Source organism: Pseudomonas sp. HB05 (assembly GCF_016756915.1).
GTDB classification, from domain to species: Bacteria; Pseudomonadota; Gammaproteobacteria; order Pseudomonadales; family Pseudomonadaceae; genus Aquipseudomonas; species Aquipseudomonas alvandae.
In genome coordinates, this window is sequence record NZ_JAESPG010000034.1 from 57,639 (window position 1) to 71,454 (window position 13,816).

Below are 13,816 nucleotides of genomic sequence, written 5' to 3' on the forward strand. Positions count from 1 at the left end.
CCATCACCCCTGTGAGTTCTGCTTGAGTCCAACGGCCTCAGCCTCGGTAACTCGATCTTCAACAGCACGTGCGAAAGTCGACTCGCCAGCTTTCGCCGTGTAGCGAATGCGCACGATGATGTCAGTCAAGGAGGCGAGCATTTGCTTCTGAAGCGGGTTTTTGATCGGCCAGGGGAACTTCAACACCCAGCGAGAGACCACTCCCGTGTTTTCAAACGGATTCAACAAGCCTTCATCAGGCTTCATCGCGGTTATTCCGTTGGCGGAAAGGCCAGTCGACAAGGCGATCTGCTGCCCACTGCGTAGATTGATCTGGACATCGGAAGGCGCCACGGACTCCTCCGGATGGTGCAGATAGATCACGGACTGAAGCGACGCTTTTGTAGCAATCTTGCTGCCGACTTGCATCAAGGTGGCTCGCACGTCCTCGAACGGTCCCATCACGACAGGCAGGTCGACCTCGATTGAGCTGATTTGCCGACAGTAATGCCCGGGATGATCGCGATCGAACAGCAGTTGGGTGAGTTCGAACTCCAAGACCCCGGTGTCTTTCAACCCATCCCATGCATCTTTCCAGCTCTTCACGCCGGCTTGGGATTCAATCTTGTCCTCGAACAGGCGGCGCAGGGAGACGGTCTTGATCAACTCCAATCGTCGCTCATAGCGCTGCAGGTATTCACGCTCCATGCGCAGCAGATATCCATGTAAATGCTCGCCTGCAGTCAGGCCGTGGCGGTTGTCCAGCCATACTTGAGGCAACGCAACCTGCGTGTCGTAGTCGCCGGTCTCGGCGCTTAACGCGGCCTGAGCGCTGAGACACAAACTGATCACCGCATCATAGGCTTGGTAATGCAGCGCCTTGAGCTGGCCCAGCAACCAGCCGAACAGTTCGGCATTGGTCGAGCGCTTCTTGATGAAGTTATAAACCGTCACCGCTTGGCTGTTGGCCCTCAGGGTTTGCTCCAGGGTGGTTTGCGCGGCTTGCAGGGAATGGGCCTGTGCGGTGATTTGCGCGTCGATCGCCCGAACCTCCGCTTGCGCCTGGTCCCGTTGCAATTGCCAATCTTCCCGGCGACGACGATAGCCCTCAGTCGTGGCCTGTTTATCCGCGCCGATCTGCATGACCGACGCGGCGGTTCCCAGCACGAAACTCACCGCATCAATAGCCTTGTCCAGACGATGGCCACCGTTGGCAAGACCAAATATGGTCGGGATGGCAGCTACTACCGCGGCAGCCGGTTTGAGAGACGCCCCGGCCAATTGCAGAGTTTTGGAAACCTGCAGCATTTCCATGACGCTGTATTCCGCCGACGAAATATTTTCGTCATAGCGTCGTGCATACTCCTCGGCTCGTTCTTGCGCCACGGCGCGACTTTGCTCCAACGCGACCATGCTTGCTTGTAGCTGGGCAATACTTTGCTCCTGAACGGTCCGAGCGTAAGCCCCCAATTCAACCAGATGACTTTGTTGCATTTCCTCCTGTTCGGCCCGATCACGCTGTTCAAGCAAGCGCAGCACCTGGCCCCCGTGGTCTTGCAAGCTTTGCACGGCGCGCAACGCCACCTCGAAGGTCGTACGCCAACGAAAGGCCCCCACCACCAGGCGTCCCCCCATGGGCCTTGTTCCTCCCACGCCACCGGCCGCCAGATCACGCAACAACTGGTTGGGGTCGGTAGGGGGGCTGAACAGTGGAATGTCCAGCGGCTTGCCATCCAGGGTCAGGTTGTTGCGAAGGTTGTACAGACGCTGACCGGGTAGCCCATACAGCTCGAGTAATTGCTCGTTCATCGGCAGCTTGAAGGGCTCGTTTGCCAGCAACCCCATCAAAGGCGCAGCCTCGGCGGCCGCCGGAAAGTCCGCCAGGCTGAACACCAGGTTTTTTTCAAACCGTTCCAGTGCCGGGCGCACGTTGGCTTTGTTCATCAGGTTTCCCACCGTCTCGGTTTCCCAACGGTTGACCGTCCGAACCACGGGAGCCTTTCCCATCAAAAACTGGGCCTGGACATAACAGAGCTTGGCCGCCACCAGACTGTCGCGGGTGAGCTGGCGGTAATACCAGTCCCCCCAAGCGATCAAGTTTTTGACGTACTCGGTGAACACCAGTATCTGGAAATGCCGAGGTGTCGAATAGCCAATGGCATCGGGATCGGTTGGCTCATCAATTTCAAATCCCGAGTTGCCGGGAACATTCAACGGCCGACAGCGCCAATACAAAGGCTTTGGATTCTCAGCCAAAGACTCAGCGGGTGCTTGTGGATCGAACAGGTAATGCAACCATTTCTGCGCATCGAGATAACGGTCCTCGGCACACAACCGCGCCGCCACCAGGTGGGGCACATGAAAATACAGCTCCCAGAAGAACAAGCCGTTGGCGCCGTTAAAAGCACCGTTGGGTTCCAGAAACTCAGTCGCCACCTGGGGAAGCGGCTCCTGTAGAAATTGCGTATCCCAATCCAATACCGCATCGACGGAAATATTGGAACGCTGCACCAACTCGGGGCCAAACAGCGAGTTCAACCGAGTGTACTTAAGGTCCAGCCCAGGCTGGTTGAAAGAAAGAAATTGCGCCGCGTCCAAGGTGTTTTTATGAAGAGTCACGGGCTCGAAGTCGGTAACGTTTTCGATTTTCAGCGTAAACTTCTTGCGCCCATGGCCGCCTGAGTCAGCGCCGAACAGAAAGACCGGATCCGGCCAGGAACCTTCCCCGCGACTGAATTCAAGCCATTCAGTACTCCAACCGCCAGCGATTGGGAACTCTTTTTCAATCGGCGCCGGATCTCCGCCAGCCGGACTTTGCAATGCCAATTTCAGGGTAACCTTATCGTCAGTCTTATTCCCTGTCGGCCTGCAATAACCCTGTACAAACAATTTGTCGTCACTACCGACGCGAAACGCCACAGCCTGCAAGCCCAAGTAAGGCGTCAAGGTGCCCGCTGGATCATCGGAAACCACCACGGCCGGTTGGTTCGCCAGCGGATGCTGGACCGTCTCGGCAGTCTTGAAGCGATGTTTGGCTGCCTCCTCCAACCAGCGGCCATCATCCGTGTCCACCGGACGAAACAACACGTCACGCACCGCAAAAATCTTCTTGGCACCAAAGGTCAGCATCACCCCGAGCCGACCTTTGGGATGCTGGCGATCAGCCCACAGGGTTGCAATCAGCCGGGCATCGGCTGGTGGGTCTCCGTCCTGCGTGGAATGATGCAGGCTCAGAGGCGCCGACCAGTTACCGTTCTGGGACATGAAAGAGACGTTGATGTCCAACCTGGGCGGCAACCCCTCGCCGCCTGCCTGCGCCGGAAGTGCGTCTTGCCATTGCGCCCATACGAGGCAAAGTCGACCGCTCCAGAACACCGGACGAATGTCCAGCACCGTCGTGGCAGGTGGAATATCCACAGGCTGCCATTCACTCCAAGCTGTTGGATTGATCGCTTCACAGGAAGAAGAAAGTTCAACCTGCGCCTTGCGCCAATAATATTGGAAAGGCGGTACCCGCTGCCGACCGACAAAGTAATAGTCGGTACGGTCAGGCGTAACGCCGTCCATATAGGCGCTGATCACATCCAGGTTGCAGATTTGCTCGAAGGACTGCAGGTAGTCTCTCAGAGCAAGCTGGACGGAATCGCTGCTGAGGCGTGTCTGGTTGAGGTTGTTCTCCAAGGTCTTGAACAGGCTGGTCTTGCGCAGGCGAACAAAGGGGTTGATGAAGTTCTCCGGGTAAAGAGCGATCAGTTGCACCGCCGCCCAATCTGGATAGTTGCTATAAAGCTCCCAGGTGGCCAGATCGCCCTTGCCGAACTCGACCTCTGCGTAACCGGGCTCCAATTTCCTGTAAGCGGCATGGATGAACTGCTGGGCGCAACTGGCGGCTTCGCCGACCCAAGAGCTTTGCACCGGGTAGTTGTCCAGTGGGTCCATGCGCAGCAATTCAAACAGGTCTGCCGGGGTTCGCACGAAACCATAGGCATTCCCTGGCGGCTTGATTTGACCAATGCAGTATTCGACCAGGGCGTTGCGACGTTTTTCGAGCAGCTCACCCATAGTATTCGTTGCCATGGTCCCTACTCCTCAGATGCAAACGTAATGGACTCGAAATCTGCCTGGGCTGAACTGGCTTCACTCAAGACACTGACGTCGAACTTTCCACCGGTCGGGCTGGAGACGAATACACGCGTCTGCCCGTCCTCGTTGGTCAACCCCTGCCGGGGTCGAATAACCAGCGCCGTTTTTTGCACAGGATCCACCGGTTCGGATAACCATTGCACAAGGGCGTTTTTACCGAGGTTTCCGTAGCGGTCGATCAGCGTGGCGTAAAGCTCGACTTCCTGGCCGTACGGCACTTCTGCCAGCGGCACCGGTGACTTGAGCCGTAGCGCAAAGGTGAGGGTTGAAACGTCGGCGACGAGATTGACGGTGGGTCCGTATTGCGGCTCAAACAGATCCACCCAAAATTGCGGGGTGTCCGTGCCCATCACTTTGCCCGGCGTAAACTCCATCTTGACCTTGCCGTCGGGGTCCGTTGCGGCGCTGCCTTGAAAGGTGCCCAGCGTGGCGCTCCAATTAATATGGACGCCGCTCAATGGTTCCCCGGAGCGGTCCTTCAACATGAGGGTGAAGATAATCTTCTCGCCAGGTTTGTTAGGCACTGCCTCGGTTTTATCCGCGGTAATGGACAAGGTCGCGAGCTGCTTCAGATCCTCGCTGAACGTAACCGCGGGTGCATTGGACTCGGACATGCTGAGCAAGGCATGGTCGGCGGCGTCCTTGTAGGCCGACTTATTTAAGTTCTCTGGCAAAGTTCCTATCAGGAAAATCGTCAAGGCATCCATGCCCGTGCGCGCAGCCAACTCCCGAACGCGCAGCAGCCAATCCAGTTGGACCAGGTCTTTCAGGACTTTCTTGCTCGGTTCGATGTGACTCACACACTCACGCACCTCCTGGACGCTCCAGTTAAAGAATTCGGCCAGCCTGATCGACGATGCCTCTTGGGCCAATTTCAGTGCGTCTGTCCCCATTGACTCAAGACGCAATGCATTGACCTCCCGCAGGTAATCGAGGAGTTTCTGGGGAGGCTGCTCGCTGAGCTCAAAGGCATGGGTGAGCGACGCCAGGTAATAAACTGTCCGAATCGTGAGCGCATACTTGTCGACTGACCCCGGCAACCAGGCCATGTAGCCATACTCCAGATAGTCCTGCAAAAGCTCTTCGCCAAGCGCCAGTTTCTGCACCACCGCGCCGCGACGGCGAATATCAGCCAGCAGAAAAAGCAAAGGGTCCGGTTGCACATTGCGCCAGGTATGAAAATCTTCGGTCTGCAAATCGACGTGCCCGAGCCCCAGGCGCAGCAATTGATGCACTGTTGTATTGGCCCACGTCAGCAAATGAATCATTCGTCCCGAATCGACGCCTGCGTAAGCCGCCAGGCTCTCCTTGACCACCGATACCTGGTTCTCTCTGATCTGCAGCAGCACGCTGAGCATTGTCTCGACAATGGCAGGACGCTCGGGCTCAAATGCTTCGCCAAGGCCATCTCTCACCGCATCGTCGAGTTTTTCCCGCGCAAAGGCCAAGTAATCGGCCTCGGTTAGGGCAGAAGCGATCACCAACCCATCGGCATCGACCAGGACCGTCAGTAAATCCACCCAACTGCCACCCACCAGCGCGGGTACACCCGCCATCAAAAACGCCGAATCGGCGAATAGCGCGCCAGGCAATAAATTGAGTATTTGTTTGAAAAGCTCGCCTTCAGCGTTGGTGGCGGTCAAGACGCGTGGCGGCAAAAGCTGTTGCAGTATCCAACTCACTGGAATGTCGCGTTCAGCACACCATTGCGTACACTCCTGCATGGCATACAGCAGATTAAGCACATCTGGCATGCCGTCTGCCGAACCGATTCGAGGTACACCCGCCACGCCGTTGAGCCAAGCTTCCTCGCCCAACAACGACAGCAGCAGCACGCCTTCGACCGGCGTGATACCCAACAGCCTGGGAAACTTCACCAAACGGTAGAAGCTGGACAGGACCTGGGGGCTACGGGGCAGCTTGCCATCTTCGATGCCATAGGCCCCCACAACGGCCTGAGCCAGGTAGGCATAGGTTTTCAGATCAATATTCAACGCGCTGCACAGTTGGGCGACTGTCAGGTCCAGCTCTTCGGGTTCGGGCAAGACCGCAAAGAGTCCTCCGTCAAGTTTCAAAGGCTCGCGGTAGTCATCCTGAAGGTTGAAGATCTGATCGAATTGCGAAAGCGTTTCACCGCGTCCGTAAATCGACAACGCGTCGATAAACACAGCAAAGTCGGGTGCGGTACACCCGTAACGTTCCCGTAGCGATTGAAACAGCCCCAGCGCGTGCTCGACTTGCGGGGTGATCCACCAGTCTTCTTTCGACTTTTCTTGCGACTCATCCCCACGCGCCTCGGCGTTGATCGCCGCCGCCAGCAGTGCGTCGACTTGCTCGCTCGGCAACGCCAGCCATTGGTCCAGACGCACCTTTCGGTTCATCCGGTCAAATCGCTTAAAGCCATCGACGACGTTGGGGTCCAGCGTCAGGCGATGAAGAAACGATTCGCTATCGGCGCTGCCGGTGATTTCCACAACCGGGAGCATATTGGCGTGGAGGTAAACCGAACCGGAGCGGTAACTTTCCGGCTCTTCTGCATTCGCTGTCGGATACACCGAGACGTTGGCGGAGCGAACGGGTGCGAAGCGGCGCACCGACAACAAGGCTTCGAGCCCAAGGGTGTCGAGTTTGGTTCGTTCGCCGAAGAATTGGACTTGGTTGAGGTTTTCATATTTATAGGTGTTATCAGTTCCGAAGTTCTCGGCATAAAAACTTTCCTTAACATCTAGGGCGGCTGGATCCTCCGTCAGCAACTTCCGTTGATAAGGGCCCAGCCGCGACGCATGGGCCAGGGCACGCCCCGCGTCGTTATCCCAAGCTTGAGGCTGCAAAAAATAGGGAAACGAGCCATCCACCTTGTGGGCGAAATCCCCCACCGAAAGACCATGATGGCGTGTAACAGTGTCCACGGAGACCCAGTGCTGGTAATAAGGCAAACCATTGGGATAGCGCGCCTGAACCATGGCCTCTTCAAGATCCACGGAAGCTTTATCCTCGGAAGCTGAGTGTTCCTTAATGAAGGTCTCCAGCACCAAGAGGATGACGTCCACCGCAGATACGGCGCGATGCACCGCATTGAAATCCACAGGCAGCAGTTTCAAGTCCTTGCGTCGTTCATGCAGAGGCATGGACTCACCGACTGCAACCGACTCGATCCGCTCTTCTATCCACTTCATCAGCTCGATCAGATAAGCCACCGGCGAAGTCAGCGATTCCAGCGCCTGTGGCGGGCACATCTCGTCGAATTTGGGTCTAAACAGTTCGTCAAAGCTGGGGCCCTTGACCATTGACAACAATCCGTCCCGCGCACCCGCCGCCCTCGTATCGGTCCCGATACCGTACAAGCTGTGTTCTATGAACTGGCGGCGTACATACAGAGCCATGCCGTTGCACCGTCGTAAAAATCGGCGGGCATCATCAGGGGACAGGTCAAATTCCCTCACCAGTCCTTGCGCGCCTTTTTCAACCAGCGGAAAGATCGAGCCCCCGTCCTCGATGTATTTGCCAAGTGCAGGGTATCGGACGAGTTGCTCCGAACTGAAAATCTGCTTCATCAGTTGCACGGCAGGTCGGGATTGCGCCATGGCCAGTTTCCTTGAGTCGAAAACGGTTTGTAGGGCCCGACGAGTCGGTCAGGCCTTGCGTGGGTGGAATTACGCGCCAATAAACCCTGATCGGCTACTGTCAGATCTGACAGTTCACAAGACCGCCCATCGGGCCAGGACTGCGGCGAGGACCGCATTACTTCACGTCGAAACGCCCACTCTCAACCCAATCGGAAACCGTCGCGCCATCCGCATCGCTCGTGAGGGTCTGCTTGAATCGGCACCACTGGCCGCCGCTGACCAGCGTCTGCGTCGCCTCGCCCTGCCATTGGCCGGCAGTCACGCCAAGGGCCGCGGACCAGTCCAGTTCCGGGTTGTACCAACTCACGACACGCCCGCTGCCCGCCCGGCCCCGGCCTTCGAACGTGACCGGGTTATCGACCCAACGTCCCGCCGCCGGCCTATCGATTGAAGGCACGTAGGTCCCCAGTACCACCGCTCGCCCCGAGTCGGCGGACTCGAAACCCTCGCATTGCGCCACGGCCAGCAGCTCGTGGGCGCCGCCGGGTGTTTCGAGCGTTACTGTCACCGACCAGGTGCGGTCCTCCAGCACCGGGCCGCTCGCCAGCACTGTGCGGCTGGCATCGTTCAACCTGACCGTCACGGTGTCCCCCGGTATGCCGAAGCCCGACACCACGACGCTGGAACCGATGTGCTCGTCCGTGGCGGGGCTTTCGATGAAGGGCGGGGCAGGGACAACGTTATAAGTGAGCCAGGAGCTGTATTCGGAGGTTCGTTCTGTGTCTTCCTCGTCTATAAAAATTTGCCTGGCCCGGACAGTGGTGCTGCCAATCGGCAAAGTCACTTCTGTTTTCCAATCGCCGATCGAGTTCACAAAGATGTTTTCACGTAACGGGTCGGCTTGGCCTTGTAGCCAGACGGTGACTCGCCCATTGGGTATACCGCGGCCTGACAACTCCGAGGTACGTGGCAAGTTCCCGCCGGGCTGTGGTTTCAAGAATTCCGGGGGCAGCAGCACCACGTTGAACACCCGTTGTTCACTGAGCTCCGATGATTGTCCATTTAATACTTGCTGCGCATGGATGAAATATTTACGGAACTCAAGTCCAGAGAGCTCGATGGACCACTCGCCGTCGGCGGTGAGCAACTTGGGCTCACCCAACGGCCTTCCGAACTGAACATCGTGCAGTTGCATCGTGGCCCCGACCATGCCGTTGTCCCCTCGGACGATCACATCGCGGCCCACCATATCGTCGGGACCGGGATAGGTGATCACCGGTTTGAGCATGGGCAGGGAAACCGAAAACACTTTGAAGATTTCTGGTGAGTCTTGTTCGGCGGCGGTCTGGATAAGCGTCGCGGTGTGAGAAATGTCTGGCTCGAACGGAGTATCGCGCCGGAAAGCCCAGCGACCATCGTTATCGTCATCGATGACTGTGTGCATAACACCGTCGTCATTGAACGTAAGCTTGAGCGTAGCACCCGGCCAGCAAGTGCCGCTGAAGTTGGGCGAGAGGCCGTTATCCACCGGATCACCCATGCCGGGTGCCAGTGGAGGGATGGTGACCTCGACCTCGACCCAGTTGGGTGACCACTCTTCCGACAAAAACTGTTTGATATAGATTTTGCGCCTGAGCGTCGGTCCCCAGACTTCAGAGGCCGGGCTCCGCCACTTTTCGCCGGACACTTGAGCATCTGGGGCAACCTTGTTGGTGCCGCCAGGAACATCAACCAGTCTCACCATCGCGTCATTGAAACCTTTGCCTGAAAATTCCGGTCGATACTCCGGCGTGTAGGACACCTCGCTTACATCAGGCAAGCCCACATCAATGTAAAAGTAATAGGGTTCAGACTCGATCCAACCACTTGCTCTGTCGGGTACCTTTTGAATCGCCTGCAAGCGGTAGTTGCCAAACGGCCAATCGGTCGCTGTCGTTTCCCATTCCCCGTCCTTCACGTCCGCCAGTGGTGGGGGCCTGACAGTTGGGCCACTGTCTACCGTGATTTCGATGGTGGCACCGAAATAGCCGAGGCCTGAGAATTTAATGGTGGTGTTGGATGGATAGGTACTGATGCCGGACAACTTGGGAGGACGGATTTTGAACGCTCGGGCAGGGCTACGATCCGTTTCCTCCTGGCTATTTGCGAGGATCGCCACCACTGAAACTGGACCTGCCGGAATTATGACAGCACAAGTCCAGTCATCCAGTATCGTCAGGTTTGTCCCAAACAAATCCTCCCCGCCGTCCCTGAAAACTTTAACACTAAAACCTAAACGGCCCTTTATGCCCTTCAACCAAAAGTTCCTGTCTTGAACCGAACCGGCTGGCGGATCGGTAATTTCTGGCGGCGTGGATGAAACAACTTTTATAGCAATATTTTCTGCCCAGCCCGACTCCTGACCGTTCAGGGTCTGTTTGGCAGTGAAAGAGTGGTTACCCGTAGCCAATATATTGGTTAAGCGCGAAATAGAGAACTCGCCAAACTTATCAACCAATCTATCTAGATGAGGGACTATTTCACCCGTACCACTCACGTGGAGTTGTAGCTTTGCTCCGGGCACACCTGTACCAGAAAACGCTGGCCAGCGTCCAACTGTCGTATCTGGTTTAGGCTTTAGAATGACTGGCTTGGTCAACAGTGTTACGGTGACACTCGCCGCCTCATCCGAAGGCATACCATCAAGAACCTGCTTCGCGGTAATGCGGTTTGCCCCCGACAACAGCGGTTTGATTAAAGGCGCTGCCCAAATACCAGCCTTGACGTCGACAGGGTCGGATAATGCCTCCCCCGAATCGGCGTGGTAAACAGTGACTTTCGCCGCATTCGTGCCTGTACCCTCAAAACTTAGAGATTGACCGGGTAGCACCACAAGTCCACTCGCGGGATTTGTAATTCGTGGAGGGGCGACATAACGCACCTCCACGGCTCCATACAGATCCTTATCCGGGCCATCATTTATATCGTATATCCAGTGAAAATTGACGACGGCTGAAATACCGTTACCCGTAGCTACATATGTCACACCACTCATATCGTGCCATTCACCATCTTGTTCCCCTTTATCACCAATTAAGCTACTCCACGCCCCTTCGTTCAGTGACTTAAGCCTAAGCTCTGCATTGCCGCTGTTGCGATTGTTATATCTTGCTTTGTACCGCAGAGGCTGCGCATGAAATTTCGACTCACTCGACCACCAACACCTCACCTCAAGGTCCGCCCATAAATTTCCATCCTGAGCTCTTATGGTGTATTTTTTTCCGACTTCAGAATCGACATCTTCCATATCGCTGACAGACTTCATATTAGAACTCCACCGTTAATTATGTCGAGACGCCTTCAAAAACTGCGCCGCGCAAACGAGTTACGACTTACACCGTAAGGCAACCAAATTGGAATAATGCGGACATGTAAGCTTCGCATCATTCTTAATGTTCGGATCTCATTTTTATCAAAAATCGCGAACTGACAAAATTGATGAGGCGTTTAATTAATAAACGCCAAATACTCTATCTCTACACCTGTCAACTCCGACAGTCCCGACCAACGGCCCTACCTCCTTTGTAGGAATGCCCCGAACCTGACTACACCTCCTTGCGCAACGGACTACAGATCCGCCAGAATCCGCCGACTTGTGCACCTTGGCATTGCCCCGTAACGTGATTCGCGTCGCTGACAACTCAGCGATCGGGTTTAGTCGCTCGGCGGTAGATACGATGTGCACAAGCGTCATCCAGTCGGGCTCCCCTGCCCCGCACTTGATGGTGGCTGTTCGCAGGGCGCCCTCGGGCGCGCCGGATTTCGTGTCTCCGCCGGTCGACTAACCTGCGTCCAGCCGCCACCCACATTCGTTTAGTCGCGAACAAGGTGGCAGCACCATTAACGGAGACCGACCATGATCAAACCAACCCCAAATCCCCCAAAACCCGCCCCACGCCCCACCCGCAAAACCCTCGACGAGCAAAAACTCGACAAAGCCGCGCAAAAAGCCCTGGACCATTACCTAAAGCCCAACGCCGGCAAGCCGGACAAGACCCCACGCCAATTGGACTATTTCATCGTCGCCCCCGATGCCGACCCCGAAGGCCTGCTGGCGCACACGTACGAAACCTTCTGCTCGGTGAGCACGTTGATCCTGGATTTATCGGAAGACCTGGAAGGCGCTCCGCGCAACCTGGCCCTGGCGATTCACCAGATGGGCGAGATGGGGGTGTTGTTGCTGGAGAAGTTGATGGATGGCGAAGCGAAGGTGCAGCGTTGAGGGCGGCGTGAGCGGCGCAATGAATTAGACGCCAGCGCTGTGGCGAGGGAGCTTGCTCCCGCTCGGCTGCGAAGCAGCCGGAAAACTGGCGAATGCAGTAACTGTTGCTCCGCATTCAGGCGTTTTGGGGCCGCTTCGCGACCCAGCGGGAGCTTGCTCCCTCGCCACGGAGTTATGGGTAACTTTGAACTATTGGGCGTCTTTGAGACTAGAGCTGCCCAGTAAAAACCAAGGCCCACGCGATATCTACATCGGATAGAAGCTGATGTAGATATCGGCGACGCACTCACATTTTCTGCATCCCGGCGACGTCCATCGCAGGCCGAAATTGGCTTCAAGCGTAATGTGGAAATTCTTCCACCTCATATTTACTGTCAGGTATCTTTCCCGCGTCAACGTTAGCCACCACGAGCCACTTGCGAACATCTATAAAGTTAGTTTTTATGCATCGACAGGACAGTTTATTTCGTCACATCCCAAGCCCCCGTCATATTAATATCGTTGCGCGGCCACGCCTGGTCATATATCCAATTAAAATGTATAACCGCCGTTCGATTATTACCTTGCACAGAAACAGTGTGTCCAAACTCGTGCCATTTTCCGTCTTGAATCCCGCTGCCTGTCAACTGCCTCCAGCCGGTGTCGCCAGCTGAAACAAGCGCCAACTTAATATTACCTTCTGAGCGGCCATTATTCGAGGCTATATAGTTAATGGTTCTAACAGTAAACATAGTGCCATTCTCCGACCACGAATACTCCAAACTTAGTTGCGCCCATTGACCGTCTCGTTCCGCTTCCACTATTACTGCTTTTGGGGTTTTATCAACATTCATGACTGCACCTCGTTTTAACGAACATATTGCTCGGCAGCACCCGCAGGGCAATGTTTGATTAAGAAGTAACAGAGCGCGCCCCTATGGGCTCCTGAACATCTCTATTAGCCATATAACGACTGGGACGTGGTCCCAATAAACGTCGGAACCAATTGCCGCGCACCTGTCAACTCCGACAGTCCCGACCAACGGTCCTACCACCTTTGTAGGAATGCCCCGAACCTGACTACACCTCCTTGCGCAATGGACTACAGATCCGCCAGAATCCGCCGACTTGTGCACCTTGGCCTTGCCCCGTAACGTGATTCGCGTCGCTGACACCTCAGCGATCGGGTTTAGTCGCTCGGGGTATGTCATCAGGTGCATTGCGCTTCCATCTGTCAGGTTTCCTACCCTGCACTCGATGGTGGCTGTGCGCAGGGCGCTTCGGCGCGCCGGTTTTTGGTGACACTTCCCCGGTCGACTAACCTGCGTACAGCCGCCACCCCTCGTTTAGTCGCGAGGAGGTCAAGGCATCACTGGAAGGAAGTTCACCAATGATCAAACCAACCCCAAATCCGCCAAAACCCGCCCCACGCTCCCCTCGCAAAACCCTCGACGAGCAAAAGCTCGACAAAGCCGCGCAAAAAGCCCTGGACCATTACCTAAAGAGCCGGACAAAACCCCACGCCAATTGGACTATTTCATCGTCGCCCCCGATGCCGACCCCGAAGGCCTGCTGGCGCACACGTACGAAACCTTCTGCTCGGTGAGCACGTTGATCCTGGATTTATCGGAAGACCTGGAAGGCGCCCCGCGCAACCTGGCCCTGGCGATTCACCAGATGGGCGAGATGGGGGTGTTGTTGCTGGAGAAGTTGATGGATGGCGAGGCGAAGGTGCAGCGTTGAGAGCGGCGTGAGCAACGCGTTGAGTTAGACGTCCTTGTGGCGAGGGGATTTATCCCCGCTGGGCTGCGCAGCAGCCCCAAAAGCAACAACCTCGACCTTACTGGCACACCGAGTTGTTTGGTTTGGGGGCTGCTGCGCAGCCCAG

At 56.1% G+C, this 13,816-nt stretch carries 6 protein-coding genes; 2 read left to right on the forward strand and 4 right to left on the reverse strand.

The window, feature by feature from the left end:
• Positions 1-3 precede the first annotated feature (3 nt).
• The 3 genes from JMN22_RS23410 to JMN22_RS23420 all read right to left on the reverse strand — a co-directional run bounded on the left by JMN22_RS23410 (position 4) and on the right by JMN22_RS23420 (position 10,992).
• On the reverse strand, positions 4-4,056 hold the full coding sequence (locus JMN22_RS23410) for a neuraminidase-like domain-containing protein (RefSeq protein ID WP_198797910.1): 4,053 nt from the start codon (positions 4,054-4,056) through the stop codon (positions 4-6).
• 5 nt (positions 4,057-4,061) lie between these two features.
• Positions 4,062-7,706, reverse strand: coding sequence for a Tc toxin subunit A (locus JMN22_RS23415; protein WP_198797911.1), 3,645 nt, complete (start codon positions 7,704-7,706; stop codon positions 4,062-4,064).
• A 157-nt stretch (positions 7,707-7,863) separates the two neighbouring features.
• On the reverse strand, positions 7,864-10,992 hold the full coding sequence (locus JMN22_RS23420) for a hypothetical protein (protein ID WP_198797912.1): 3,129 nt from the start codon (positions 10,990-10,992) through the stop codon (positions 7,864-7,866).
• A gap of 591 nt (positions 10,993-11,583) precedes the next feature.
• Between JMN22_RS23420 and JMN22_RS23425 the strand changes: the two genes are divergently transcribed.
• Positions 11,584-11,949, forward strand: coding sequence for a DUF6124 family protein (locus JMN22_RS23425; protein ID WP_198797913.1), 366 nt, complete (start codon positions 11,584-11,586; stop codon positions 11,947-11,949).
• Positions 11,950-12,410: 461 nt separating this feature from the next.
• Here JMN22_RS23425 and JMN22_RS23430 read toward each other — a convergent pair whose 3' ends face one another.
• Positions 12,411-12,782 carry a hypothetical protein gene (locus JMN22_RS23430; RefSeq protein ID WP_030140838.1) on the reverse strand — a complete coding sequence of 124 codons (372 nt, stop codon included), beginning with the start codon at positions 12,780-12,782 and terminating at the stop codon, positions 12,411-12,413.
• A gap of 673 nt (positions 12,783-13,455) precedes the next feature.
• Between JMN22_RS23430 and JMN22_RS26920 the strand changes: the two genes are divergently transcribed.
• Positions 13,456-13,671: a DUF6124 family protein gene (locus JMN22_RS26920; RefSeq protein ID WP_309475713.1), complete on the forward strand. Its 216-nt coding sequence runs from the start codon at positions 13,456-13,458 to the stop codon at positions 13,669-13,671.
• The last annotated feature ends 145 nt before the right edge of the window (positions 13,672-13,816 follow it).

Bases quoted from the DNA above. Each gene is read 5' to 3' on its own strand.
- JMN22_RS23420 (WP_198797912.1), bottom strand. From the start codon at position 10,992: ATGAAGTCTGTCAGCGATATGGAAGATGTCGATTCTGAAGTCGGAAAA.
- JMN22_RS23410 (WP_198797910.1), bottom strand. From the start codon at position 4,056: ATGGCAACGAATACTATGGGTGAGCTGCTCGAAAAACGTCGCAACGCC.
- JMN22_RS23415 (WP_198797911.1), bottom strand. From the start codon at position 7,706: ATGGCGCAATCCCGACCTGCCGTGCAACTGATGAAGCAGATTTTCAGT.
- JMN22_RS23425 (WP_198797913.1), top strand. From the start codon at position 11,584: ATGATCAAACCAACCCCAAATCCCCCAAAACCCGCCCCACGCCCCACC.
- JMN22_RS23430 (WP_030140838.1), bottom strand. From the start codon at position 12,782: ATGAATGTTGATAAAACCCCAAAAGCAGTAATAGTGGAAGCGGAACGA.